Below are 26414 nucleotides of genomic sequence, written 5' to 3'. Positions count from 1 at the left end.
TTATACCTTCACTTGTTGGGACAAAAAGTTACGAAGCATCTGATGACCATGGTCTGTAATAATGGATTCCGGGTGGAACTGAACACCTTCAATCGCATATTCTTTGTGGCGCAGACCCATAATCTCACCTTCAGCTGTCTCCGCTGTAATCTCCAGGCAGTCAGGCAAGCTGCTGCGCTCGACAATGAGGGAGTGATAACGGGTAGCTGTGAATGGAGATGGCAATCCGGCAAAGACCGATGTCCCGTTATGGTGCATCTCGGATGTTTTACCGTGCATCATGCGCTCCGCACGAATGACATTGCCACCAAACGCTTGTCCAATGGACTGATGTCCCAGACAAACACCAAAGATCGGAATGCTTCCCTTGAAATGATCGATGACTGCCAGACTAATACCCGCTTCATTCGGTGTACACGGGCCCGGAGAGATCAGAATATGATCAGGTGCCAGTGCCTCTATGCCTGCCAGATCAATCTCGTCGTTGCGGCGAACTTCCACCGTCTCGCCCAGTTCACCCAGATATTGAACCAGGTTGTACGTGAAGGAATCGTAATTATCGATAACCAGTATCATATGCCTGCTCCTCCTCATCTTCCGTCAATGCAAGTGACGGTTGCTTCGTTTTATTTTAGTTTCACAGCTTCTGTTCGCTCCGCTTGTTCTTGTTCAATAGCTCTGCTTGCTTCCGCCTCTTCGCTGTAATTCACAGCTCTCATCATAGCTCTTGCCTTGTTGCGGCATTCCTTGTATTCCCGATATGGATCGGAATCAATAACAATCCCTGCCCCGGCCTGTACATAACCAATACCGTCCTTAATGGCAAGCGTACGAATGACGATGTTCAATTCCATATTCCCACTGTAATCCATCCACCCGATGGAACCCGTATAAGGCCCACGCCGTACAGGCTCAAGTTCCTCGATAATCTCCATGGTGCGGACTTTCGGCGCCCCGGTAATCGTTCCACCCGGGAATGTCGCAGCGATCACATCAAATACGGATAACCCTTCTGCCAGCCTGCCTTCCACCTGGGAAACGAGATGCATGACATGGGAATACTTCTCGATGGTCATCAATTCAGGCACATGAACCGAACCGTAGGCCGCAATCCGTCCGATATCATTACGTTCCAGATCAACGAGCATAATATGCTCCGCTCGTTCCTTCTCACTGCTGAGCAGTTCATCCGCCATAGCTTTATCCTCTGCTTCATCCCGGCCCCTTCTTCGGGTTCCTGCGATGGGACGTGCACTGACTTTGCCATTCTCCACTTTGACCAGAAGCTCGGGAGATCCGCTTACCAGTTGAAAGTCTGGACTACGCAGCATACCCATATATGGTGATGGATTCACAAGGCGCAGCCATTCATAAATATGCTCAGCGCTCGAATGAAGCCGCTTCTCCTGTCTCAAGGACAGATTCACCTGGAACACATCACCCTGCCTGATATATTCCTGTACCGTACGCACAGCTTGTTCAAAGTCCTCCTGGGGAAAGGAGGTCTCCCATCCTTCCGATTCCCTTTCCGCATCTTCAGGCTGCGGTGTACGATTGACCTGCTTGTTGCGGCTTTCCAGTGCCTGCTGTTGTTGTTCCTCAGCCTGTGCAGCCCCCATAATATGAAGCCATCTTTGCTGCATCGCTGTCGCTCGTGCTTCTGCCGCTGAATATAGGCTACGGATATCAGTTTCGTTCCGGTTAGGCTCTATAGCCAGATGAACCATGCAAAAAAGTGCCTGCTGCTCATGGTCATACGCCCATATTTCTTCAAAGCGCATCCACCAATAATCCGGCAGAGCCGGGTTATCCTCAGCCAAGTCTGGGAGCTTCTCCAATGATCTTGCTACATCGTAGCTGAGATAACCCGCGTATCCACCCCCAAAGTCTGGAGCCCCATTAACCTTGGGTGCACGATACGGGGCAGTCCATCTCTTCAATACATCAAGCGGCTTGCCGCTGTCCGTCATGGCGGTTCCTTGCGTCACATCATGAATAACCGCTTCTTGACCCTTGCCGGAAATAACGGATACGGGGTCTAACCCCAGAAATGTATATCTCCCGCCTTTGCCATTCTCCAGCACAATTGCGTATGGTGACGCCTGCTCCCAGGCTGCCTCCCACGATAACGGTAAACCGCCATGATACGGTCCCTCATCCGACTTCGTGATATAGGGCATCATGGTCCAGCCTTGTTCAGCCCACTCCATCCAGTCGGCGTATGTTGTCATCAGGTGTGTCATTGCGGTGTACCGCCCTCCATCTGTCGCTAGTTCTATTGTCTGATAGTATACTAAAGCGCCGCCCCTTTTAAAAGCATTACGCCAAAAATCCTCCATACCCGTCATACGGGCAAGGAGGATTGGTTTTGTCATTTGTAGACTTAGCCTTCGAAGTTGTAAAGAGGTGTGCTGAGGTAACGTTCGCCGTTACTTGGCACGATTACGACAACGCGCTTGCCTTCACCCAACTGTTTCGCTACCTGAAGACCTGCACGGATCGCCGCACCGGAAGAAATCCCAGACAGAATGCCCTCTTCCTTCGCTACCTGACGAGCCGTCTCGAATGCATCATCATTCTCAATGTGAATGATCTCATCATAGATTTCCTGATCCAGAATCTCAGGGATAAAGTTGGCACCAATCCCCTGGATCTTATGTGGTCCTGGTTTGCCGCCCGCCAGAATTGGCGAAGCTGCTGGCTCAACTGCAACAATTTTAATACCAGCGAAAGCTTCTTTCAGCACTTCGCCTGTACCTGTAATTGTTCCACCTGTACCGATTCCCGCAACGAAAGCATCCAACGTACCGCCTACAGATTGAATTGCTTCAACAATCTCAGGGCCAGTCGTTTCACGGTGAATCTTCACGTTGGCTTTATTTTTAAATTGCTCAGCCATGAAATAGGAAGGGTTTTCTTTCAGCAGTTCTTCGGCTTTTTTAACAGCACCATTCATACCTTCAGCTCCAGGTGTAAGCACAAGCTCAGCACCATACGCACGAAGCAAGTTGCGACGCTCCAAGCTCATCGTCTCAGGCATTACAATAACGGACTTGTAGCCTTTGGCTGCAGCCACCATCGCGAGTCCAATTCCCGTGTTACCACTTGTTGCTTCAATAATGGTATCACCTGGTTTTAGCTTGCCTTCTTTTTCCGCTTCTTCCACAATGCTAATTGCGATACGGTCTTTCACGCTTGAACCTGGATTCTGGTACTCCAGCTTCACGAATACTTCAGCACTGCCTTCAGGTACGATACGGTTCAGACGAACAAGCGGAGTACCTCCGATGAGTTCTGTTACGTTATTAACTACTTTAGCCATATGAATGCCCTCCTTAGTGGATGAATAAAACTTGAGTCCTGTAACCTATACTGTGCGGCCGGTAGCCTCTAGCTGTTATAGAAGAACTGCGGAAATCCTGTTGATCCTATCCCTTACTGCTAAGATTTCTAGCAGGGCGGAGGTTTCCGAAAGTTTCTTTGTTCATAAGTAAATCTTTTATATCCGAGTAAACGAGTAGGTATTTATTATTTTCATCTTATCAACGTTAACCCTTATTGTCAATATGAGTACTCAAAAAAAATACTCTGCCTTTGGCCCTAAGACCGCAGACAGAGTATTTTTATCAAGATGCAGCAGTACGAGACAATCTTTTTCATTGCATTCAGGAGGCAGGAATCTCGGACAGGATTACGGCTTCATACTTGTTACGCAGCATTTGCTCTACCTGCGGCAACGGATCAGCCTGACTCAGAGCCAGTTCCATTCGAATCTCCTCACGAACTTCTTCGGCAGATTGCACCTGGCGTTCTTCTTTATCATTAAGTCTGATAATAACATAGCCTTCTTCCACTCGAACCGGTCCGGCAATATCGCCTACATCCAGCCCGGCAGCAAGTTGAAGGATTTCTTCTGACTGGAATGGATCATTCCGCTCAATCCATCCCAGCCTGCCACCAGCATCACGAGAGAAGCTGTCCGTCGATTGCTTGCGAGCAGCTTCTTCAAAGTCTTCCCCCTTCTCCAACGCATCCAGTAAGGAATCAGCTTCATCTTTTTCCTTCACTACGATAATGGACAAGTCATATTTCTCGGGAGAAACGTAATCCTCACGGTGTTCAGTCCAGTAATGCTCAATATCTGCATCCTTGATCTGTATGCTAATCGTTGCGATTTTCTCAAGCAGCAGCCTGTAGCCGGCTTCCAATTCAAGTTCCTGTTTCGACAGGCCCAATTGAGACTTCATTTCGTCAAAATATGATTTCTCTGAATCGTACCCATCCATCGCGGCGGCAAGTTCTCTTGCAATCTCTTGGGGAGTGACGATCAGCTTGCGTTCAATTGCTTCGGCAAATACTGCTTTACGGTTTAACATCTGGAGTAATAACTCGCTGCCATAGCGTCTTTTCAGCGCATCGGTCCACTCTTTGTCCGTGATGACTTCTCCGTTGATCGTCGCTACGGTGCTTCCTTCTTCCGTATTGGCATCATGAGACGCATCTGCCCCGTCTTTGCCCTGTCTAAGACCATGCATAGCCATCACCGTTCCCATAACCAGCATGCCCAGCGTCAAGACAATTACAGCCGTCCACAACCCTTTTTCCTGTCTTGTCATTCCGCATCCCGTCCCCGCATAGATCAGTTCTTGGCTTGCTCTAGGATGGTCTCAAGTTGTTCTTTGTTAAAGTCATAGGCTTCATTACAGAATTGGCAGACTACTTCAGCCTGGCCCTCTTCTTCAATTAATTGCTCCATCTCCGTTTGGCCCAGGCTGATCAGCGTCTTCTCTACTCGCTCACGTGAACACTCACAGCTAAAATGAATATCCAATCCTTCCATCACTTGTACATCTGGCAACAATCGGCGAAGCAACTCTTCCAATTCAAGTCCCTGCTCCAGCAGCGTCGTCACTGGCGGCAACGTACTAATGGCGTTTTCGATCGCCGTGATCTCTGGATCTGTCAATCCCGGCAACAGCTGCATAATGAATCCACCTGAGACAATAACGGAATTATCCGTATCAACGAGCACACCAACGCCTACTGCAGAAGGTGTTTGCTCCGATTGCGCAAAGTAGTACGTGAAGTCTTCGCCCAGTTCTCCTGAAATAATAGGCACACTGCCACGATATGGTTCTTTCAGTCCCAAATCCTTCGTTATGTTGATGAAACCTTCCGTTCCAACCGCGCCTGCAACGTCCAGTTTTCCCACACTATTGCTTGGCAAATGTACATGCGGATTAGAAACATATCCTCGTACTTCGCCTTTCGCATTGGCATCAGCTACAATCTGTCCAATGGGCCCATCACCGTTGACTTGTACCGTTAACTTCTCTTCACCTTTGAGCATTGCACCCATAATGGCTGCTGTTGTAACCGTACGCCCCATGGCAGCTGTAGCCGTGGGAAACGTATCGTGTCTTCTCCGTAGTTCCTCAACCAGTTCCGTAGTCTGGATAGCAAAGGCTCTTACCTTTCCATTCATTGCTGTACCACGAATTAACCGGTCATGCTTGTTGTTGTTTTCCAAGTCATTCAGCCTCCTTTGGCGTATCGCCATAATAGTCGTAACACAGAAAAAACGGCACAACACTTAAGCTGTAATCTCAGCCCGCTGTATGCCGTCACTATGCTCACCTTTCCCGGTTCCGCTCATATATAATACGCAGCCCTTCAAGCGTAAGCAGCGGATCAACTTCCTCTATACTACGGGTTTCTTCTGCGATAAGTGTAGCGAGACCACCCGTCGCGATAACTCGGGGCTTCGCTCCCATCTCCTCGCGAATACGTTCTACAATACCATCTACCTGCCCTGCATAGCCAAATATAATACCCGCTTGCATAGCATGAATAGTATTACGGCCAATGACCTTTTTAGGTTTCTCCAGCTCTATACGAGGCAACTTGGATGCCCGCTCATAGAGCGCTTCAGTGGCAATCTGAATGCCAGGTACAATAGCTCCCCCCAGGTAGTGACCTTTCTCGTCAATACAGTCAAAGGTCGTTGCAGTACCGAAATCGACCACGACGAGAGGGCCGCCATACTTCTCAACGGCTGCCACTGCATTAACAATACGATCTGCACCCACTTCACGAGGGTTCTCGTATCGCAGGTTCAAGCCAGTTTTGATACCAGGCCCAACGAGCAAAGCTTTTTTGCCTACATACTTCTCACACATCGCTTCGATTACATTCACCAGTGGCGGTACCACAGATGAGATGATGACACCTTCGATGTCACTTGCCCTGATGCCGGACATATGAAATAAATTATAAATCAATACGCCGTATTCATCCACTGTTGACTGACGTGATGTACTCAGACGAAAGTGGTGCAGCAATTCCCGGCCTTGATATACGCCGAGCACCATATTGCTGTTCCCCACGTCTACAACTAGAATCAAAGAGGTTCACCCCTCTTTCTTTTCATTTAAATCCAGACTAATATCCAGGCTCTCAAAGGAATAGGTTAACCTGCCAACCGAAATTACATCCACACCACTCTCTGCAATACTACGAATGGTCTGAAGAGATACGTTACCGGATGCTTCAACCTTCACATGAGGAGCCTGTTCACGAATAAGTTCAACTGCTTCACGCATCCGCTCTGGATGCATGTTATCCAGCATAATGATATCTGCCCCGGCTTGCAAGGCTTCTCTCACCTGCTCCAGATTTTCAGTCTCCACTTCAATCGTCATCGTATGTGGGATAACGGTTCGCGCACGCTGTACCGCCTCGGTGATTCCGCCTGCACCCTTGATGTGGTTATCCTTAATCATAACGGCATCGTACAGTCCAAATCGATGATTCGCTCCGCCACCCACGCGCACTGCATATTTCTCAAGTAATCGATGGCCCGGCGTTGTCTTACGTGTATCCACAAGCCTGGTCTCAAGACCATCCAGCACATCCACGTAGGCACGCGTACGCGTAGCTATTCCGGACATACGTTGCAGCAAGTTAAGTGCCAGTCGTTCCCCTGTAAGCAGTGAATGTGTACTTCCCTCTACCTCGGCCAAAATCGTGCCATGGGTAACCTTGTCTCCGTCTGTTACCTTCGGTGTAAATACAAGATCAGGATCAACGACCTGAAATACAAGTTCAGCTACGGTCATGCCTGCAATAACACCATTGTCTTTGGCGTGTATAATGGCCTTGGATTGGTTGCCTGCTGGAATCGTCACACTTGTTGTAACGTCACCTGCACCAACATCTTCACGAAGCCAGTTTTTGATTGATTCGATAAGCCCTTCATTATATCCATTCAGTATCATGACATCAATTCCTCCACAATGGCTTGTTCTCGCTGCTGCAGACTATGCTTCTGCCACACGATATCATCACGCGCCGGGAAATCCTCACGATAGTGAGCCCCCCGACTCTCCTCGCGATGTAATGCCCCGCTGGTAACTAACCAGGCACAGGTCAGAAGGTTGGCATACTCCAGCTCTTCCTTATGAGTGAGTGTCTGATCAAAAAATTGCAATTCCTGTTGCAGCTTGTCCATGGCCTTCTGCAGGTCCTCACCATTCCGGCGCAAGCCTACCTGACGAACCATCATTTTCTGTAGTCGTAAACGTCTTTCGGATACCGGCTTTTGCTCTTCCGTGATCTTGTTGATCTTTTTATTCATGTCCACAGATGAAGGCGTAGCCCCTCTTGCTTGTAATAAACCAAGCGGAGGGAGAGATTGAATACGATCAACAATTCTCCGCCCAAATACAATAGCTTCTGATAATGAGTTGCTTGCCAGGCGGTTAGCTCCATGCACTCCTGTAGAAGACACCTCGCCACAAGCAAATAATCGGGAGATACTGCTCTCTCCACTTAAATCCGTTTTCACTCCACCCATCATGTAATGGGCAGCAGGTGCAACGGGAATCCAATCCGTTGTCATGTCTAATCCATAACGCATACAAGTCTCATATATGGTAGGGAACCGATGCTTGATCATCTCTGGCTGTTCATGCGTAATGTCCAAATACACAAAGGTACTGTTGGTGGACTCCATCTCACTAACAATCGCTCGTGCCACGATATCGCGTGGGGCCAGTTCAAGCTGGGCATGATAACGATCCATGAATCGTTCGCCCTTCACATTGCGCAAATATGCTCCTTCGCCGCGTACGGCTTCTGACACAAGGAAACGCGGGGCTCCCGGGTAACATAGAGAGGTGGGGTGGAATTGGATAAACTCCATATCACGCACGATAGCACCAGCCCGGTAGGCCATGGCTACACCATCGGCAGTAGCTACATCCGGATTCGTCGTGTATCGGTACAGTTGTCCTGCCCCACCAGAGCAGAGCACAGTGGCCTGTGCCTTCACGAACACTTGCGATCCGTCATCCTTCTGAACCAGAGCGCCAATGCATTCCCCTCGATCTCGATCTGTAATCAGGTCAACAACAAAATGCTCATCCCATACTTCAATCCCGGGATGTTCATTCACTTCGACCGCAAGCGCACGTACAATCTCATATCCTGTTGCATCTCCGTTGGCATGCAAAATACGGCGGTGGCTATGCGCACCTTCCTGCGTCAACGCCAACTCGCCGTTCTCCAGATCAAATAAAGTACCCAAACGAATCAGTTCCTTCACTCCGTCCGGACCCTCATTCACCAATACCTCTACCGCTTCGGAGCGGCATAAGCCCGCTCCTGCTACAAGTGTGTCCTGCAAGTGGTAAGCAGGTGAATCATCCTCAGCAATAACCGCAGCGATGCCTCCCTGCGCATATCTGGTGTTACTTTCAAGTAATGACTTCTTCGTGATCATTAATACACGTTGTTGTTCACTTGCCTTAATGGCAGTAAACAAACCAGCAATCCCTGAGCCTATAACCAGTACATCCGTCTCTACCATGGGTAGCGCAGACAGATCAAAATCAACTAAATATTGCGGTATCATGTTATTCACCTGTCTTGGAGCAAGAGTAGCGCATCCTATTTTACCAACAACATACGCTCTAGTGATTCTCTGGCTTTGTCGGCAACGGCCGGTGGCACGTAGATTTGCGGCTTCATCGTTTCCAGGCATTTCACCAGTTTCTTCAAGTTGTTCACCTTCATGTTGGGACATACGAGGAACTTGGTAGCAAAATGGAACTGTTTATCCGGACTATCCAGACGAAGCTGATATCCTGTACCATCTTCGGTACCTACGATAAATTCCTTCGCTGATGAATTTTTGCAATACTCCAGGATAGCTGTTGTGCTGCCTACAAAATCACCCATTTCTACAACCTCAGGGCGACACTCTGGATGGACAACAAACTCTGCATTTGGATGCTTAGCTCTCATCTCCACCACATCTTTGACTGTAAGCATATCGTGAGTGTTGCAGTAACCTTCCCAGATAATCATTTTCTTGTCTGTATGCTGCTGCACATAATGTCCCAGGTTTTTATCCGGTACCCAGATAATTTCGTCGGAATCCACCGATTGAATAACCCGGACTGCGTTCGCTGATGTACAACAGATGTCAGTCTCTGCTTTGATCTCAGCCGAGGAATTGATATACGTAACCACCTTGGCATTAGGATGTTGTGCTTTCAATTTACGTAGTCCATCCACATTCACCATATCTGCCATTGGGCAGCCCGCACGTTCGTCCGGGATAATAACTGTTTTATTTGGCGCAAGAATTTTAGCGCTTTCACCCATAAAATGAACACCACAGAAAACGATCACATCCGCATCTGTCTGTGCTGCCTTCTGGGCTAACAGAAACGAATCTCCACGGAAGTCGGCAACCTCCTGTACTTCGTCACGTTGATAATAATGGGCAAGAATAATGGCATTACGTTCCTTCTTCAACACCATAAGCCGCTCACGCAGCTCGCGGTTCATCTCAGCCTTGCGCTCTAAAGCCAGAGCTTCCACCTGTGATCCTCTCCTTTATCGGGACAGCGTCATGCGCTGTTTCGTGGGCTAACCTAAGTCGTTATCTTCGCTTGAGAAACGAATCACAAGCGGTTTAACAACTAATTTACACAACGTTCACGACTCTGTCAATAAATGAAAAAGGCCCGGAACAGCGCTGTAACCACCTGTTTGCTAACTGGTTCGCCATCTAACTCCCGTTTATCTTTATCTATCCTCTTTTAAAATAATGGATAAAAAAAAGAGAGCCCCGAGGGCTCTCTTGATTTCACCTGCTATCATAGCCAGATGTATTGTGCATTAAGACGTTGGCTTCGTTCCGCCATCATCCGGGTTATTGTTATTACCCTTTTCCAGATTCGGAGCTTCGTTTGGAATATCTCCGGCTGGTGGCTCAGGCGTTTCATCTTTACCTTGAATACGAACACGCACATCACCGATGGTGTCGATGATTGGCTCTCCGCCTTCAGTTGGTGTGCCTTCACCATCATTGTCATTCTCTGCTTTTGGAGTCAAAGAACCTGTTTCGATCAATTGCTTGATCTGATCCATTTCCAAAGTCTCAACCTCAAGCAAAGTTTGAGCGATCAGGTGCATCTCTTTTGAATGTTTAACAAGCAAGTCCTTACACTTCTCATAACAGTCATTGATAAAGCGTTGCATTTCCTGATCAATCTCGTAAGCAATGGAATCCGAGTAATTCTGTTCATGACCGATATCCCGACCAAGGAATACCTGTCCTTGTGAACTTCCGAATTGCATAGGTCCCAATTTCTCACTCATACCGTATTCCATAACCATGCTGCGAACAATACCTGTCGCTTGCTGGAAGTCACTGTATGCGCCAGTACCAATTTCTCCGATGAACAATTCTTCAGCTACACGACCCCCGAGAAGTCCGGTTACTTTATCCAGCAATTCCTGCTTGGTAACCAGCATACGGTCTTCTTTTGGCAACATGATTACATATCCACCCGCACGTCCGCGCGGAATAATGGTCACTTTATGTACCATATCAGCATGTTCGAGGAAGTATCCTACAATGGTATGACCTGCTTCGTGATAAGCAACGATTCGTTTCTCGCGATCACTGATGACACGGCTTTTCTTCTCCGTACCAACGATGACACGGTCAATCGCTTCGTCAACTTCCTTCATGGAAATATCTTTACGGTTACGACGCGCTGCAAGCAATGCCGCTTCGTTCAAGAGATTTTCCAGATCTGCACCAGAGAAACCTGTTGTACGCTTCGCGATAATATCCATCTTCACATCTTTGGTCAGTGGTTTATTACGGGAATGTACTTTCAGGACAGCTTCACGACCTCTTACATCAGGGCGGTCAACCGTAATTTGACGGTCAAAACGTCCAGGACGCAGCAAGGCAGGGTCCAAAATATCTGCACGGTTCGTTGCAGCTATGATGATAATACCTTCATTAACTCCGAATCCGTCCATCTCAACGAGCAACTGGTTGAGTGTCTGTTCACGTTCATCGTGACCACCACCGAGACCAGCACCACGCTGACGTCCTACAGCATCAATCTCATCGATAAAGATGATACATGGGGCATTTTTCTTCGCATTTTCAAACAAATCACGAACACGTGATGCACCGACACCGACAAACATTTCCACGAAGTCGGAACCTGAAATAGTGAAGAATGGTACACCCGCTTCACCGGCTACGGCACGAGCGAGCAATGTTTTACCGGTACCTGGAGGCCCTACGAGCAATACGCCCTTAGGAATCCGTGCACCTACTGCTGCGAATTTACGAGGGTCCTTGAGGAAGTCTACAACCTCAACAAGTTCCTGTTTCTCTTCGTCAGCACCCGCAACATCTTCAAATGTAACCCGCTTCTTCTCTTCGTTGTAGAGACGAGCACGGCTTTTACCAAAGTTCATTACTTTACCGCCGCCGCCTTGAGCCTGATTAAACAGGAAGAAGAACAGCAGGAACATAATGATCAAAGGAATAAAGGAAGTCAGCAACGTCAACCAGATGCTGTCACCTTTCATTGGCTCCTGATGATATTGGAAATTGTTAGTTTCACTTGCAGCTACAAGTTCACTAATTGCCTCATCCGTAGGAGGAATATACGTTGAGAAATTTTCTGATTTGGCGCCATCAGGTGCCTTCTTGTATTGACCGGTCACGAGATACGTTTGACCGTTGAATTGAACCGTCAATTCAGAGACATTGTTGGCTTTGATCGCTGCACGCAACTGATCATATCTAGGATTATCGGTGGCTTCGCCGCCATTGCTGACGAACTGGACTATCCCCACCACAACTAAAAAAAGAATCAAATAAAAACCAGAATTCCGGATGAACCGATTCATCCCCTACCTCCTCTCGAGACACTTTAATTATTTTAACATAGCCCGACATGGCTTCTCAACAGAAGCCAAGAACAGCTCAAGGCTTGGGTCGGGCAGGATATTAGCTACTATAGACTTCCGGCTTCAAAATCCCGATATAGGGCAGGTTCCGGTACTTCTCCGCAAAATCCAAACCGTAACCAACGATGAACGCGTCAGGAATGTCAAAGCCTGTGTAATGAGCTTCCAACTCAACTTTACGGCCTGAAGGCTTGTCGAACAGCGTAACCACTCGCACCGACTCGGCACCGCGGTTTTCTAGCAGTTCAATCAGATAGCTGAGTGTAAGTCCGCTGTCGATAATATCTTCGACAATCAGAACTTCCCGTCCTTCAACGGATACATCCAGATCCTTAATGATTTTGACAACACCTGATGACTTGGTGGAAGCGCCATAACTGGATACCGCCATAAAATCCATTTCAACAGGTACCGTTATGTTTTTAACCAAATCAGCCATAAATATAAACGCACCCTTGAGCACACAAATGACCAAAGGATTGCGATTTGCATATTCGGCACTTAGTGTTGCGCCTAATTCCTTGACTTTACTCTGAATTTCTTCTTCACTGATCAATACTTCCTGAATGTCGTTCTGCAACTGTGCGAACCTCCTAAGTTATACTATGAAAGCCTTACCTGAACCATAACCACTACCCCTGAATCGCTGAATCGCCTACAGTCATGTACAGGATTGCGGAAGTGCCCTCCCTGACAGGAGCCACATTGGACCGTCGAACACCCGGTAACCAGATGATATGACCTGCTCCATCACATACCACAGGAATACGTGGACGGACAGATGGGGGGATTTTCTCATCGATGAAAATATTTTTCACCTTTTTGCTTCCGTTTAATCCCATCACTTTCATGGTATCTCCAGGTAACCGTGAACGCACAACCAGCGGCATAAGCAGTTGATCCGCATCAAACGCGGCTTGATCCGCCGATTCCGGTACATGATAGTCCTCGGGACTCACCGTCATCAACCGAATATACCGGTTAATTGGGGTGAGTGAAAGCTCATAAGTTCCACTCCATTGCGCAAGACGATACTCGTAAGATTGATCCTGTACGTCCGTCCGTATGCCAAAAGAAATCAGATTATACTCCCGAGTGCAGGCGAGTGTCTGTCCTATATCCAGGCTCCAGGTCGTCACATGGGTCTCCATGACCTTGCGTCGAATGGTTTCTATACGGGTAAAGTCGACAAAATCACTGTCCAAAGGCAGATAATTCAATATTAGTTTAATCAACCTTCGTTGTAAAGCGACATGTAACTTCAAGAAGGAAGGCACCTCAAAGGTTTGCCTTCCGCCGTTCACCTGCACTAGACACCTGTATGTGTCATATGCACTCTGCTCCATGAAATCGTCTTCATCACCCACAATTTCGGCAAGCCGATTCAATGACGGCGTGAGTTGTCCATTATACTGCCCCAAAAAAGGAAGCACATCCAAGCGAATGGCATTACGCCGATATTTACGCAGGGCGTTGCTCTCATCATTGAAATACATAAAACCCTGGGTATTACAAGCTTCTACAAGGTCTGTCTTGTTTATACGAAGGCATGGACGAATAAGTTCCACATTTTTTTCTCGTCTTTTAAACTTCATTCCTGAGAGTCCCGACAAGCCGGTTCCACGAAGCAAATGAAGCATGACCGTCTCCGCCTGATCATCCGCATGATGTGCCAAAGCGATGCTTGCCGCATTATATTTGGAAGCCACTTCGTGCAAAAAGGCATATCGCTTGTTGCGGGCTGCTTCCTGTGGTCCTTGACCAGTAAGCTCCATATATGAAGGTACATCGGCCTTGGTCCATTCAAATGTAATACCAAGCTGCTGTGCCAGTTCCATCATTTTCTCCGCTTCATCATCAGATTCACTCCGGAAGCCATGATGCACGTGGGCACAGATCAATTCAAGTGGCACATGCCGCTTGCTGATCTCGTGCATGATATGCAAAAAAGCTACCGAGTCCGGCCCGCCCGATACTGCGACGACAATCCGATCCCCGGGAACCCATAACTGATGCTCTTCCGCTGCATCCAGCACGTTCTTCACCAGCATGTTCCAGCGTAAAGCCTCCATACCTGTTCCTCATTCCTTGCGTTATGTATATGCACTCTCACAGATCAGAAAAGTAGTGCATAGATGAGCACTCCAATAAGTAATATCACAGATACAGCAAATGCGTTTTTAAGCCAGCGCGGTGTTGTACTTTTGGAACGACGGCGGAGAGGCGTGGGGCGTGCCATCATTTCCTTCCACCCTTGTGCAGCATGACCTGCATCACGAAACTGACCTCGTAATGCCTGAATCGTCCAATTGCGAAAAGGACCCAGTCGTTCACTGCGCTCCACCAGCACTACGAGCTGATTCACACTTCGCAGTTGCGGTAATCCCTCGGCTGCCAGTGCCTTGAGCGCGTCTGCTTCAAGTACATGAATCAACAATAATGCAAATGCAAATACATCATAGGTACCATCTGCCGTACGGCTGCCTGCATTCCAGAAGCCCCGATCATACCATTCGGTGAACTGTTTGACGCTTCGACCAATCGACGTAACTCCGCCGTAGTCGATCAATTCCACCTGCCCATAGTCGGATACCAACACATTCTGAGGTTTGAGATCACCAAACACCCATCCCGCCTGATGCAATTGTGCCAGCTTCTGCAAGAGTCTAAGTCCTACCAGAAGTGTCCAGTCTGTCCCCTGACGCCGAATAAAGTGATGAAGTGCCTCACCTCTAACGTAACGCATCACATAAAAGGGAATATCCCGGCCACGAACGGCATAATCATCCACATCTTTAAGATAGGAAGGAATGCCGCTCTGCCGAAGGGCCTCATGATTACGCTGTAGTTGAAAAGATTTGAGCACATTAACTTCCGATTGCAGATCAACCGGATCAAATCCCATTTTTAACGCGTAGTGTTTGCCATTTTCACCCCGTTGGACAAGAAAAACGATGCCATTAGCTCCTTTGCCCAGTAGCTTCCGAATCGTGTAACGACTGCGATTCCATTTCCCTGTAACCACTGTTCCTGGCGGGAAAGAGGCGTCAGACAACGTTGTCACCGAGCATCCCTTCTCTTTCAATGCGATAGTTCCCTTCTATTTCCTGCTGTTTCTCCAGTGTACCATAACGGTAAAAATCAATCACCTTCTGAATTGCAGGACCTGTCGGCGTTGCACCCTTCATCTGCAACCTTCCAAACAGGGACCGGACACGGCCCAGATCCGTTGTCCAGTCAATATCCATTACCGCATCTTCTCCACTGTGTCGTCCCGGAAAATGAAATACGGAAAGCTTGCTCTGACCTATACGCGCCTGCAAACTCAACATTAAATCGCGAATGCCTTCTTCTACCGCAGCCAATTTGGGCTTCATGCTGGCACTGACGTCGATTAGCAATATAACCTGTAAGGCTGTAGTTTCAGCCATATCATCCATCACTTCCACGACCCGGGCGCGTTGTGCAGGCTCCAGATCGGTTACCGTTTTGGGCTCCTTCTCTCCCAAAATTTGTGTTAACTCTCTATTAACCGCCTGCTGAATGGTCTGAACCACCGTTTTCCTTGTCATCATCTGCATCGTATGGGCAAGCTGACGTGTACCTACAATTTGGCTGATTCCACCTCCGGCTCTGGCAATATCCTCAATCTCCCGGCTACCCAGCTCACCAATGGTTCCATAATCAATCACGCCAACCACATTAACCGTAATCCCCTCTTCCTGTGCTTCGGCCGCTGCCAGCACCGGACTTGGTCCTACATTGGAACAACCGTCGGTGATCAATAAGATTTGCTTCATCCGATATCCCTCCGTTATTCGTTACTCTCCAACTCTATGACTAGCATTGCCAGAATGAAGAGACTTCAAACAGAAGAATATGCAATTAACTGACGGTCCGTGGACGCTCCATCCGGTTGATGCCAGGCACACGCAGTGTGGCCCATTCAGGGCGGAAATGCTCTACTTTTCCAACAACGACGGTCATATCATCCAATATCTCATGCTGCTGATATCTTATGACACTTTCAAGCAGGCAATCGGCCAAATCTTGCGGATCATCCGTATCAATCTCTTGAATAAGCCGTTTCATCCATAACTCTTTGTTCACCGCATACCCCGGTGCATCATAGATGCCATCTGTCATCATAATGAGGATATCCCCTGGTTGTAGCTGTACCGTCACCAGATCCACTTCAATATCCTTAATAATACCGATCGGCAAATTACTGGCCGAAACCTGAATAACCTCCTGTCCTCGTTTGATAAAACTTGGCGTCGATCCGATTTTCATAAACGTGGTCTCTGCCGTATATTCATCAATCAGTGCCATATCCACTGTGGCATACATCTCTTCAGGGGAGCGCAACATCAGAACGGAGTTCACGGATTTGATCGCCAGTTTCTCATCCATGCCGGACTGTAACAACTGTTCCAGTATGTTCAGCGCGGCGCTGCTCTCCATGCGTGCCCGTTCTCCATTGCCCATTCCATCACTGAGCGCCACTGCAAATGTACCATTACCTAACTCAACCGTACTGAAGCTGTCGCCTGACATCACATCTCCCCCTTTTGCGGCGGCAGCAACACCCGTGGTTACCTCGAACGTTTTGGCTGAACCAAACGTGACGGTTGCCAGTCCCTGACGAGGATCGGTCATGGTCTCATGCAAGACGGCAATATGCTCGTCCAGTACATCCGAGATCAGCGGAGCAATCATTTTCCGGCACTCATCGAATCCACGTGTATATGCATGTACAATCTCAATCTCTACATTGCCCGCTTCCAGATTGATGATCTCAATGGAGTGAATGGACAAACCCAATGACTCCAGTGCGTCCCGAATCTGCTCCTCCTGCTGTACCATCTCATCACTTTCCCGCTGAATTTCTTTGGCCAGGTCCTCCATGACCTGAGATACACCGGACAATTGCTCTGCAACCAGCTGCCGGCTATCGATAATTTGACGCTTCCATTGCATGTTATGTTGATGCAGTCCATACTGGGCACGCATGACTTCAAGGACCTCTTCCGGTTTCGCACACACCCTGTTCCAGTCCACTGGAATCTGCTTGCCTGAGATCTCCGGGTTTCCTTCAATTGTACTCATCACGTCCGTCATATATTTGTAGGTTTGAATAAACTTCGCATCCCAGCATTGTGTACGCTTGAAGCAGCTTGCACATGTGCCCTCGGCAACCGCATTCATGAAATGGTCCATTCCACCTTCTTTCTGTACCTGCTCCCCCGCCCCGGACATCTGATCAAAGCTACGTGACAATTGACGGAATACCTGTGAGAACCGGGTTACCCGTTCTGCCGTGATATCCCGTATCCGTTTGGCATACTCATGCTGCGATTTCGTATGATCCTGTGTACCCGGTACATATTTGGATATCGCCGTCATCAGGCTTTTAGGTGTTAACATGAATAGTACGATAGCTGCACACGTCTCCCATAATGAGTTCATCACATCGCCCGGTCCCCCCAGATATATGGATAGAATGGACGAACCCAGCAGCATGCCCAGTGCAACCGCCGCACGTTTGCCTTCTCGAAGCATACCCGCCAGCATCCCGGCAAAAGCAAGCAGACTCATCTGATACACCGCTGACATGTCAGCCAGACTCAGAATCAAGCCGGTAATGACCCCAACTGAGGCTCCGAGGGGGGCTCCGCCCACCAGCGCAAAGATTAATATGAGATAACGGGAGAGCATATGCTCGACGGATAAGGACTGAATGGTCCACCCTACCGCTCCCGTCATAACGGAAGCGAGCAATATGATCAGGCAGAGGATCTCCTCGTTCTTTAGGCTGAACTTTTTTTTGCGGTAAGTGAAGATCGGTATGGCTTGTATAAAAACAAGGGTGAGCACGAAACTTAATACCGAATCCATCGTGAGCATTAGCATCGCGTACCAGCTGAAGGATGGTCCGATCACAACCGCGAATAATTTGACCATAAATGTAGTCGTAAACACCATCGTTGGTGCATAAGATAATTCAGCACGATCATATGACTCCAGACCGCGGAAGAGCAGATAAAAGATGGCGATCTCCGATGCAACAATGAGTGGTACTGGAAATGGTGCAAAGAGGCTACCTGCGAGTAAAGCGGCGCCTACCGGAATGATGTAATCCCTGCGCATGAAAGCAATTACGGCGAAGTAAGCAATGGCAAAGGGAGATAACTCATTCAGGATCATTGCCTTTCCGAGCAGGAACCCCATAAACGTAAGCAGCAGTACCCATTTGCGGGAAGCAACCATCTGGACAGCCTTGCGGGAGCCAAGCCATTGTTTAAGACGTACCGACAGCTCCTCCCGAGCTTCCGTACCTCCTTTACCTGCTTTCATTCCCGGAAATTGAATGACATTCCACTTTTCCATCATCCTCAAGGCACCCCATTCGATTAATTTGAATTTTCGTGTTTCGTTCTCGATGGTTCTGATTATAGATAGATTAGAAGACGTAGTTTGTCAGAATAGGTGGGCAGGGTCCAAAAAGTTTACGACAAAAGAAACAAGCCTGGCGCGGTGGAGCGAAACCCCCGGCCTTATTGTGGTTTCATTCATTCTCCTACTTGATTCCGACAATCGGAATGTCTGATTTTGAACCGGAGATGGTTTGGTCTCGCCACCATTTGAGCAGGATAACTGTGGAATGCCACGGAAACCTGTCGGTAAAAAATGGTAGACGACAAATGTTCTTATGGTTTCATTTTGCCGTGCAGAAAAACTGGGGATATGGAGCTTCACCTTACAAAAAAAGCTATTCAATTACTTATCTGTAAAAGAAACGCAAAAAAACCGTTAGCCCATGGGCTAACGGTTTTACTTATATGTTTAGATCAGGTTGTGACAGATTACACACGCTTGGCTCCACGGCCTCCGCGTTTGCCTTCTGTGTTCTTCTTAAGCGAAGAGATCCGCTCTTCACTATCTTTCAGGAAGCGTGACATTTTATCCTCAAATGAAGGTTTGCCTGCTGCGGGCTTGAAAGAACGGCCTCCGCGGTCACCACGGTTAAATCCACCGCCGCCACCACCACGACCTTGGCCACCACTTGGGCCTCCGCCGCTGAATCGTTCGCGATCTCCTCCACTGCGTTCCGGTCTAGGAGCTCTCGGGGGTCTAGATTGGGTTTGTTGCTCAACCGGTTTGTCAACAGCTTGCTTAATGGAAAGTCCGATCTTGCCATCCTTGTCAACGTTGATAACCTTCACTGTAACGAGGTCATTCAGCTTCAGGTGGTCGTTGACATCTTTGACATAATTGTCGGCGATTTCCGAGATGTGAACGAGACCCGTGACACCTCCTGACAGATCCACAAATGCTCCAAAATGCGTGATTCCTGTCACCTTGCCCTCTAACTTGGTGCCCACTTCAATTGCCATAGAATAAAATGATCCTCCCTTAAAAATATACAACCCGATTTTTTGAATGCCAAAATCAATGCTGCGCTAATGTAATTATACCTTATGCCATAAACCAAGGTCAACTGAACACTACCCCATCAGAGAGCCTATTTTTTCCGGTTTAACGGCTTCAGACACACGGATAACAAACCTAGCTCGGTAATAGACCGAATTCCATCAGTTCCCTGACTCTTCAACCTGGATCGGCGTTTCCTCAGGAAGATAATATCCTTTTTTCCGTGCCAGCTGTCCTATGTATTCAGGGTCATTCAACCGGCTGACTTCGTACTTCAACTGTTCCAGCTTCTTCAACGTATCTTCCTTTGAAGCTTGCTGAGTGGCCAGATGAGAACTCTTGTCCGAAATTTGTGCATTCTGCACAAGGAACGTATATCCTGCCCATATTACAAATACAATCATAAACGTCATCCAAAGCATGAGGCGCCTTTTTGCACCGGCAGATTTTCCTTGGTTAGTTGGAGCCTTTGATCTGCCCACAGGTGTTTTACCCATTACGGACCTCCTTAAAACCAGCGTTTCCACATCGCTGCAATTCTTGTACCCACACGGATCATGAAGCGTGGCGTTACCCAATGTTTCAGGAGCGGCCTAAACATCCAGCGGAACAACTTGCCGAAAGGTACCAAACATTGCAGCACCAGCCTGCCCAGGAATAATAGTATCGCAATTACAAAACCGAATAATACGCGAATTAACTTATAAATTCCTTTAGCCGGCATAACGATCAGGATGTTAAGGATATGTCCACACCAATGAATCAGCGTTCTTGCGAGTTTAATTAACATTACCACAAAACGCTGGGTTGTAACACTTAAAAGCCAAAAATAGAAGCAAACCCCTATAATCAGCCCCAAAAAGACATAAAACCGCAACTGTCCGTGGTTTCCGGCGTATAGCATCCGAAAAACGAACAGCGCGGAAGCAACCCAGTACAACAGATCGAGCGTGTGTATACTCCATCTCGGAAACCGCAGCTGTCCGGACAGTACCCGGTAACTGTCGTAGGCCATTCCCATCACGACCCCCGAGGTAAGCATCCACATCAATGTGATCCATTGAGTATCCGGACTCATCGGAACATCTTGCCAAACAGGCCTTTACCATTTTTGGACTGGGAACCGGGGTCCAGATATTGGAGCGAACTGACTGTGCCTTCAATGGATAACAGACCTTCCTCCAGGCTCAGGTTTTTGATATGTAAATTGTGCCCCCGGATGGTCAGATGCCCAAGTTCAGTCTGCAGCAAAAATTCCTCACTGTCGAAGCTCTCCACGTTGGAGACACCCGTCAGATCCAGCAGTTTCCGATTCTGCATGCTCAGATGATGCTGTTTGGCCTTACCGTGCTCAACCATGGCATGTACCCCTCCTTCTTACACCTAGCTTATGGATGTGGAGGTTGGAATAGAACCAGCGTTGTTGAACAAATAACCCGGCATCCAGTAAAAACAAAAACGCCCTTCCCTGTTACAGGAGGACGTTTCGATTCAACTTGCATTGAATGAATATTTAATACCAGATGTACTGTTACCAGTTCATTCCGTTATCCTTGGCGATCGGCTCTTCCTTCACCAAGGTGTAGAGGCTGCTCGCCTCATCCTTCTTGGTACTCTCGGCAATTCGTTCCACCCTCACAGTGACCAGTTTCTGACCGAACTGAACCGTCAGCTCATCGCCCACTTTGACAGCGGCGCTGGGCTTAGCTTCACGTCCGTTCACCAGAACACGTCCCTGTTCAGAGACGTCCTTGGCCACAGTGCGGCGTTTGATTAGCCGGGAGACCTTCAGGAATTTATCAAGACGCATTATTTTACGGCTTCTTTAAGTTTGTTGCCTGCTTTGAATGCAGGAACAGTGGACTCAGGAATCACGATTTCATTCCCTGTTTGTGGGTTACGTCCGGTACGACCGGAACGTTTGCGGGTCTCAAAAGTGCCAAAGCCGATCAATTGTACTTTGTCTCCGCTGGCAAGTGCATCTGTAATTTCTCCCAAAAAGCCGTTCAATACGGACTCAACGTCTTTTTTAGTCAAACCACTTTTGGTTGAAATGTTGTTAATCAGATCTGTTTTGTTCATTTTTAAAAGCCTCCCAAATTGAAAAAAAAGTATCTGCGAGCCTGAGCAATAGGTTATTGCCGCTGGTTTCGCGTTAGGTTACTACACATGTATTCTGGCTTGGCATCTGAAATCCTGCCTTGGTCCGCGACTTTTTTTAGCTTTTTGTCGATGGTCCGCAGGCAACAGTCTAAGACCAGTACCCGAAACCATCCGTCGCTAAACACCTATCCCAGTCAACACAGATGAACACATGTTCGTATATCATAACACACTGCATAACATGATGGAATAAGGTTTATCGGTATTTACCAGAAAATTGAACCCGTTATAATCCTGCTTTCTTCGCATCCTGCCAGAATTGCTCCATCTCTTCTACATTGCTATCTGCTGGTGTTCTTCCCTGTTCACGCAAACGCTCCTCGATGTACTGGAACCGCCCAACAAACTTGCGGTTGGTCGCAGCCAGCGCCTCTTCCGGGTCCGTATCGATGAATCTTGCAACGTTGGCAGCTGCGAATAATAAATCACCCAGTTCGAGCTTCCGTTCTTCCACAGACTGGCCTTGTTGCACCGCTTCTTTCAACTCTGCCAGTTCTTCCTCGATCTTGGCAAATACACCTTCAACATCATCCCAGTCAAAGCCTACTTTGGCTGCTTTCTTCTGTAACTTGTATCCCTTCATCAATGCAGGCAAGTCACGCGGTATACCATCCAGCACGGAAACCTTCTGCTGATCCTGGCCTTTGCGCTTCTTCTCCTCTGCCTTCATCTGTTCCCAGTTCTGAAGAGCTTCATTCGCATCTTCTGCCTGATTATCGCCAAAAACATGTGGATGGCGGAAGATCAGCTTATCATTCAAGCCTTCGATGACATCATACACATTAAATGTGCCCACTTCTTCTTCCATCTGGGAGTGTAATAAAATCTGCAGCAGCAGATCACCCAGCTCTTCTTTCATATGGTCGGGGTCATCCTCATCGATCGTCTCAATGACCTCATAGGTCTCTTCAATCAGGTTTTTGCGAATGGACTGATGTGTCTGCTCCTGATCCCATGGACAGCCGCCAGGACTACGAAGAATGTTCACGATCTCATGCAAACGCGCAAAGGATCTGCGACGCAAGGCATCATCGGTGTTCTTCGGTACATATATCAGCGACAGATTGCCGTACCCTTCGATCCGGTCCAGTTCGTGCAATGGAATCTTGTGAATGACCTCCTGGCCCTGTACACCCAACGCGTGACCAACAAATACCGGATGATCATCCGGGTAAACCTCCATCAGGCACAGCTTCACGTCTGAAGCAGTGAACACATCGTAGACTTGTCCGATCAACGTATGTAGCTGTGGTTGTACCAATTCCGTGTTCAGGCTGCTGGCATCCAGAAGTTGAAACCCTTCAATCGGGTCGAATCCAAGCCGGATAAAGGCTTCGTCCAGGAAGCTCTCTCCACCCATGACACGCAGTGAAATGCCCATCTGCGGACAACGTTCTTTGAGCAGGCGCACACTTGCTTCTGCTACCATCGGATGACCGGGTACGGCATACACAATCTCCGTTCCGGTCTCACCCTTGCGAGCGGCTTCTATCAGTTGATTCGCGATCTCATCATATACTTCGGGGAAGGAGGACTTCGCCTCATAGATAGCGTCAAATGATGTCATCTCCAGCCCCTCTTGCTTCAGATCATTCAATACGGGATGATCCAGGGTACGTACATACAGCGTAGCTGCATGTTTCATTTTTTTGATAATACCTACGGTCAGTTGGTCTGCATCTCCAGATCCAAGACCCACTACGGTTAAAGCTGCACTCATTACGTAAACCTCCATCCGGACTATCCTGTCCAGGCTCACTGATTCATCATGCCTGAACAGGACTAATTACACGTATTATACCAGAATCATTCGATATCCTATAATTGCATATTAGCTGTGCTGGATGCAGAAGCACCGTGAGCATGAAGCTAGCGCAGCACACGCAGTCTGCGCAGCAGCTTGGCAAGGCGAGGCCCCAACTTAGGCACAGCCGCCAGCTCCGCGGCGGTCAGTAGCCCTGTCCGGGCCGCCGCCAGCAAGAACACGGCCGAGCCTGCGGCAATGCCCAGCAGGCTCACGCCCATCGCGGCCAGCCGGCGGTCGGCCGCGATACCCATGCCGCCGAGTACCGCTTCGGCGGCCCAGGCCGTGCCTACCGCCGCCAGACTCATGGCGGCGATCACCAGCGCCGGCTTCGCCAGGACGGCGCCAGGGGCAGGGCGCAGGGCGACAAGTCGCGCCAGCAGCGCCACATTCAGGCCAGCCGCCAGCATGTAGGCGACTGCGCCTGCCAGAGCCGCGCCGCTGATGCCCAGCGCCGGCACAAGCATGACGTTCAGCAGCGCCTTGACGCCTGCGGCGGCCAGCATGCTGAACGCGGGTGCGCGCACGGCGCCGAGGCCTTGCAGCAGCGCCGCCGCAATAATGCTGACGGTGCTGCCCGCAGCCGTCAGCGCCATGTACCGCAGTGCTTCGGTGCCTGCGGCATCTCCGTACAGCATGCGGTTAATCGGCTCCGCCAGCACCGCGAGACCCGCGGATGCCGCCAGGCCGATCAACCAGAACCAGCGCAGCGCGAGGCCTGCTTGCTGCCTAACGGCTTCTGGCCCGCCCTTTAACCGGGCTTCCGCCATCGCCGGAATAAACAGCACAGACAGTGACGTGGCCAGCATCGTCACCAGTTGAACCAGCGGCAATCCACGGTTATAGATGCCGAAGGAAACCATTGACTGAAGCTCGTCCAGTCCTTCTCCTCGCAGCAATCGGGGCACGGTGAAGGTATCCACCAGATTCATCAGCGGTACAGCAAGCGACCCGAGACAAACGGGAATGGCGTACATGAGCAGCGTCCTGATCCACTCCCCATTGGATCGTGATCTTTCTGCCAGAGCCGGGTTAATAGCACTCACCGTTTTCTTCTGTGGCGTAACCGGCCTATGCTCCCGATGCTCTTGACGCTCCTGACGTTCTGATCCAACCTCTCCCCCTTTACTGCTCCATTCCGAATCCAATTGCCCGTTGACCACTTCCCTGCCTTTTCGTCGATGACGGACCATGTACCCTAACATGGTTAACAGCCCAACCATTCCACCAGCAACGGAGCCCATCATGGCACCAGCAGCAATAGTCTCAAGCGAAGCGTCCCGTCTCATCAACCACAGAAGCAGAACAATCATGACGGTGACACGTATCGTCTGCTCCACCACTTGTGATACCGCTGTTGGGACCATCTGCTGTAATCCCTGAAAATATCCTCGCAGCCCTGTCATCACAGGTACGAACAATAACGCCCATGAAGCTGCACGAATCGATGGAACCACATGGCCGTTGCCAATCATGTCAGCGATCAGCGGCGCACCTGCATACATCAAGAGCGCCATTATAATTCCAATTCCCCCGAGCAGTAGGGAAGATAGTCGAATAATTCTTCTGCTCTCGTCTGGTCTTCCGAGTGCGTTCTGTTCTGCTACGAATTTGGATACGGCCAACGGCAGCCCTGCAGCAGCAAGCGTGATAATGAGCATATATAACGGATACACCGTATTGTAGATGCCAAATACACCGTCTCCCCCCAGATTCTGCAGCGGAATCTTCTGAAAAGCACCAATGATTTTAGAGATAATGGCGGCAAGCCCAAGTATAAATGCACCCTGTAGCAGCCTTGAGCCTGTAGACGGCTGTTTCATAATTCCCTCCTGCGTAATCCTTTTAAGCATACCTTGCTATTATAACTGCCTGAAGGCACACAGACTAACCCTCTCCCATCACAATCATCCCGGATTAACTTCGTTGTCCCTTAAAATGCAAAAACTCCCGTATGCCCAAAACAGGGCACCAGGAGTTGATCTGCGATCTATTGTTCCATTTGCTTGCCAAGGAAACCAGCAGCCGTCTCAGACATCTTCACTTCCATCTGAGACATCTTCACCGATTCATCCTTATTGAACAGGATAACCGTTCCGATGGGGTCACCACCTGAAATAATCGGCGCAATAACAAAAGAGGATAACGTCTCGTCATGATCTTTGCTAAGTTCATAAGAACCGTTGTTTGTTTCCAAAATGGTCTTCCTGTTTTCCATACATCCCTCTAACAGTTGACCTACCTGCTTGTCCAAATACTCTTTTTTCGAACCACCTGCCACCGTGATAATGGTATCCCGGTCAGAAATCATCGTTACATGTCCTGTACTCTCATACAGGGATTCTGCATATTCTTTGGCAAAATCACCAAGTTCGCCAATTGGCGAATATTTTTTAAGGATAACTTCTCCATCACGATCCACGAAAATTTCCAGTGGATCACCTTCACGAATACGTAACGTACGGCGGATTTCTTTTGGAATGACCACACGACCAAGGTCATCTATACGGCGGACAATACCAGTAGCTTTCATTTCACATGTTGCCCCACTTTCTCGAGAAGATTTTTCAACTACTGTTCCTTAATGGGTAGAGGAAAGTCCCAGAACGTTTAGTGTGATATCTTGACCATAGTATTCATCTGTTCCCATTTCCTTATACATGCTTCGGAGAATATAGTTGTGTAACTTTCGAAGAAGGCGACCATGTACCCATATGGC

Annotated in this window: 24 protein-coding genes; all 24 read right to left on the bottom strand. The window is 48.7% G+C overall.

Annotated elements, in window-relative coordinates; translation table 11 throughout:
* The 24 genes from pabA to spoVT all read right to left on the bottom strand — a co-directional run bounded on the left by pabA (window position 1) and on the right by spoVT (window position 26228).
* Window positions 1-576, bottom strand: coding sequence for an aminodeoxychorismate/anthranilate synthase component II (gene pabA, locus MHI12_RS00350; RefSeq protein WP_036606106.1), 576 nt, complete (start codon window positions 574-576; stop codon window positions 1-3).
* Between the two features lie 50 nt (window positions 577-626).
* Complete coding sequence (locus MHI12_RS00345; protein ID WP_405171206.1) at window positions 627-2243, bottom strand: anthranilate synthase component I family protein; 1617 nt, start codon at window positions 2241-2243, stop codon at window positions 627-629.
* Between the two features lie 140 nt (window positions 2244-2383).
* Window positions 2384-3322 carry a cysteine synthase A gene (gene cysK / locus MHI12_RS00340; RefSeq protein WP_036668448.1) on the bottom strand — a complete coding sequence of 313 codons (939 nt, stop codon included), beginning with the start codon at window positions 3320-3322 and terminating at the stop codon, window positions 2384-2386.
* 343 nt (window positions 3323-3665) lie between these two features.
* Window positions 3666-4616 carry a peptidyl-prolyl cis-trans isomerase gene (locus tag MHI12_RS00335; RefSeq protein WP_405171205.1) on the bottom strand — a complete coding sequence of 317 codons (951 nt, stop codon included), beginning with the start codon at window positions 4614-4616 and terminating at the stop codon, window positions 3666-3668.
* Window positions 4617-4639: 23 nt separating this feature from the next.
* Entirely contained in the window at window positions 4640-5560 is a 921-nt protein-coding gene (hslO, locus tag MHI12_RS00330; RefSeq protein WP_047844508.1) for an Hsp33 family molecular chaperone HslO, read from the bottom strand.
* A 73-nt stretch (window positions 5561-5633) separates the two neighbouring features.
* Entirely contained in the window at window positions 5634-6404 is a 771-nt protein-coding gene (locus tag MHI12_RS00325; protein WP_026081372.1) for a type III pantothenate kinase, read from the bottom strand.
* A gap of 6 nt (window positions 6405-6410) precedes the next feature.
* Window positions 6411-7277 (bottom strand): carboxylating nicotinate-nucleotide diphosphorylase, encoded by an 867-nt coding sequence (gene nadC / locus MHI12_RS00320; RefSeq protein WP_405171204.1) that lies wholly within the window; start codon window positions 7275-7277, stop codon window positions 6411-6413.
* Window positions 7274-8914: an L-aspartate oxidase gene (gene nadB / locus MHI12_RS00315; RefSeq protein ID WP_339199878.1), complete on the bottom strand. Its 1641-nt coding sequence runs from the start codon at window positions 8912-8914 to the stop codon at window positions 7274-7276. Before nadB ends, nadC begins: the two co-directional genes overlap by 4 nt.
* A 35-nt stretch (window positions 8915-8949) precedes the next feature.
* Window positions 8950-9888: a quinolinate synthase NadA gene (nadA, locus tag MHI12_RS00310; protein ID WP_036606114.1), complete on the bottom strand. Its 939-nt coding sequence runs from the start codon at window positions 9886-9888 to the stop codon at window positions 8950-8952.
* A 300-nt stretch (window positions 9889-10188) separates the two neighbouring features.
* Complete coding sequence (gene ftsH, locus MHI12_RS00305) at window positions 10189-12234, bottom strand: ATP-dependent zinc metalloprotease FtsH (RefSeq protein ID WP_036606115.1); 2046 nt, start codon at window positions 12232-12234, stop codon at window positions 10189-10191.
* Window positions 12235-12334: 100 nt separating this feature from the next.
* Window positions 12335-12874 (bottom strand): hypoxanthine phosphoribosyltransferase, encoded by a 540-nt coding sequence (gene hpt / locus MHI12_RS00300; protein ID WP_017691352.1) that lies wholly within the window; start codon window positions 12872-12874, stop codon window positions 12335-12337.
* A gap of 52 nt (window positions 12875-12926) precedes the next feature.
* A complete protein-coding gene (gene tilS, locus MHI12_RS00295) occupies window positions 12927-14366 on the bottom strand; it encodes a tRNA lysidine(34) synthetase TilS (RefSeq protein ID WP_076216754.1) in 1440 nt (479 codons plus the stop codon).
* Between the two features lie 44 nt (window positions 14367-14410).
* Entirely contained in the window at window positions 14411-15358 is a 948-nt protein-coding gene (locus tag MHI12_RS00290; protein WP_405171203.1) for a serine/threonine protein kinase, read from the bottom strand.
* Complete coding sequence (locus MHI12_RS00285; protein WP_091039116.1) at window positions 15342-16094, bottom strand: VWA domain-containing protein; 753 nt, start codon at window positions 16092-16094, stop codon at window positions 15342-15344. The genes MHI12_RS00290 and MHI12_RS00285 overlap by 17 nt, the downstream gene beginning before the upstream one ends.
* A gap of 85 nt (window positions 16095-16179) precedes the next feature.
* Window positions 16180-18687: a stage II sporulation protein E gene (gene spoIIE, locus MHI12_RS00280; protein ID WP_179088724.1), complete on the bottom strand. Its 2508-nt coding sequence runs from the start codon at window positions 18685-18687 to the stop codon at window positions 16180-16182.
* Window positions 18688-19160: 473 nt separating this feature from the next.
* The gene (locus MHI12_RS00275) at window positions 19161-19691 is read right to left on the bottom strand and encodes a S1 domain-containing RNA-binding protein (RefSeq protein ID WP_017691357.1); all 531 of its coding nucleotides are present in this window, start codon (window positions 19689-19691) and stop codon (window positions 19161-19163) included.
* Between the two features lie 198 nt (window positions 19692-19889).
* Window positions 19890-20225, bottom strand: a complete 336-nt coding sequence (locus tag MHI12_RS00270) for a septum formation initiator family protein (protein ID WP_076254642.1) — start codon at window positions 20223-20225, stop codon at window positions 19890-19892.
* 11 nt (window positions 20226-20236) lie between these two features.
* Entirely contained in the window at window positions 20237-20806 is a 570-nt protein-coding gene (yabQ, locus tag MHI12_RS00265) for a spore cortex biosynthesis protein YabQ (protein ID WP_017691359.1), read from the bottom strand.
* Entirely contained in the window at window positions 20803-21087 is a 285-nt protein-coding gene (gene yabP, locus MHI12_RS00260; RefSeq protein ID WP_036606119.1) for a sporulation protein YabP, read from the bottom strand. Before yabP ends, yabQ begins: the two co-directional genes overlap by 4 nt.
* 172 nt (window positions 21088-21259) lie before the next feature.
* A complete protein-coding gene (locus MHI12_RS00255; protein WP_017691361.1) occupies window positions 21260-21538 on the bottom strand; it encodes an RNA-binding S4 domain-containing protein in 279 nt (92 codons plus the stop codon).
* Window positions 21538-21810: an HU family DNA-binding protein gene (locus MHI12_RS00250; RefSeq protein ID WP_017691362.1), complete on the bottom strand. Its 273-nt coding sequence runs from the start codon at window positions 21808-21810 to the stop codon at window positions 21538-21540. Before MHI12_RS00250 ends, MHI12_RS00255 begins: the two co-directional genes overlap by 1 nt.
* 307 nt (window positions 21811-22117) lie before the next feature.
* Window positions 22118-23611, bottom strand: a complete 1494-nt coding sequence (gene mazG / locus MHI12_RS00245; protein ID WP_405171202.1) for a nucleoside triphosphate pyrophosphohydrolase — start codon at window positions 23609-23611, stop codon at window positions 22118-22120.
* A 149-nt stretch (window positions 23612-23760) separates the two neighbouring features.
* Window positions 23761-25518, bottom strand: a complete 1758-nt coding sequence (locus MHI12_RS00240) for an oligosaccharide flippase family protein (RefSeq protein ID WP_405171201.1) — start codon at window positions 25516-25518, stop codon at window positions 23761-23763.
* 167 nt (window positions 25519-25685) lie between these two features.
* Window positions 25686-26228 carry a stage V sporulation protein T gene (gene spoVT, locus MHI12_RS00235; protein ID WP_036606123.1) on the bottom strand — a complete coding sequence of 181 codons (543 nt, stop codon included), beginning with the start codon at window positions 26226-26228 and terminating at the stop codon, window positions 25686-25688.
* Window positions 26229-26414: the final 186 nt, after the last annotated feature.

Source organism: Paenibacillus sp. FSL H8-0280 (genome assembly GCF_045040665.1).
Lineage (GTDB): Bacteria > Bacillota > Bacilli > Paenibacillales > Paenibacillaceae > Paenibacillus > Paenibacillus xylanexedens_A.
This window is presented reverse-complemented; position numbering and strand designations above follow the sequence as displayed.

Bases quoted from the DNA above. Each gene is read 5' to 3' on its own strand.
- pabA (WP_036606106.1), bottom strand. From the start codon at position 576: ATGATACTGGTTATCGATAATTACGATTCCTTCACGTACAACCTGGTT.
- MHI12_RS00345 (WP_405171206.1), bottom strand. From the start codon at position 2,243: ATGACACACCTGATGACAACATACGCCGACTGGATGGAGTGGGCTGAA.
- cysK (WP_036668448.1), bottom strand. From the start codon at position 3,322: ATGGCTAAAGTAGTTAATAACGTAACAGAACTCATCGGAGGTACTCCG.
- MHI12_RS00335 (WP_405171205.1), bottom strand. From the start codon at position 4,616: ATGACAAGACAGGAAAAAGGGTTGTGGACGGCTGTAATTGTCTTGACG.
- hslO (WP_047844508.1), bottom strand. From the start codon at position 5,560: ATGGCGATACGCCAAAGGAGGCTGAATGACTTGGAAAACAACAACAAG.
- nadC (WP_405171204.1), bottom strand. From the start codon at position 7,277: ATGATACTGAATGGATATAATGAAGGGCTTATCGAATCAATCAAAAAC.
- nadB (WP_339199878.1), bottom strand. From the start codon at position 8,914: ATGATACCGCAATATTTAGTTGATTTTGATCTGTCTGCGCTACCCATG.
- ftsH (WP_036606115.1), bottom strand. From the start codon at position 12,234: ATGAATCGGTTCATCCGGAATTCTGGTTTTTATTTGATTCTTTTTTTA.
- tilS (WP_076216754.1), bottom strand. From the start codon at position 14,366: ATGGAGGCTTTACGCTGGAACATGCTGGTGAAGAACGTGCTGGATGCA.
- MHI12_RS00285 (WP_091039116.1), bottom strand. From the start codon at position 16,094: ATGAAGCAAATCTTATTGATCACCGACGGTTGTTCCAATGTAGGACCA.
- spoIIE (WP_179088724.1), bottom strand. From the start codon at position 18,687: ATGATGGAAAAGTGGAATGTCATTCAATTTCCGGGAATGAAAGCAGGT.
- MHI12_RS00275 (WP_017691357.1), bottom strand. From the start codon at position 19,691: ATGGCAATTGAAGTGGGCACCAAGTTAGAGGGCAAGGTGACAGGAATC.
- MHI12_RS00270 (WP_076254642.1), bottom strand. From the start codon at position 20,225: ATGGGTAAAACACCTGTGGGCAGATCAAAGGCTCCAACTAACCAAGGA.
- yabQ (WP_017691359.1), bottom strand. From the start codon at position 20,806: ATGAGTCCGGATACTCAATGGATCACATTGATGTGGATGCTTACCTCG.
- yabP (WP_036606119.1), bottom strand. From the start codon at position 21,087: ATGGTTGAGCACGGTAAGGCCAAACAGCATCATCTGAGCATGCAGAAT.
- MHI12_RS00255 (WP_017691361.1), bottom strand. From the start codon at position 21,538: ATGCGTCTTGATAAATTCCTGAAGGTCTCCCGGCTAATCAAACGCCGC.
- MHI12_RS00250 (WP_017691362.1), bottom strand. From the start codon at position 21,810: ATGAACAAAACAGATCTGATTAACAACATTTCAACCAAAAGTGGTTTG.
- mazG (WP_405171202.1), bottom strand. From the start codon at position 23,611: ATGAGTGCAGCTTTAACCGTAGTGGGTCTTGGATCTGGAGATGCAGAC.
- MHI12_RS00240 (WP_405171201.1), bottom strand. From the start codon at position 25,518: ATGAAACAGCCGTCTACAGGCTCAAGGCTGCTACAGGGTGCATTTATA.
- spoVT (WP_036606123.1), bottom strand. From the start codon at position 26,228: ATGAAAGCTACTGGTATTGTCCGCCGTATAGATGACCTTGGTCGTGTG.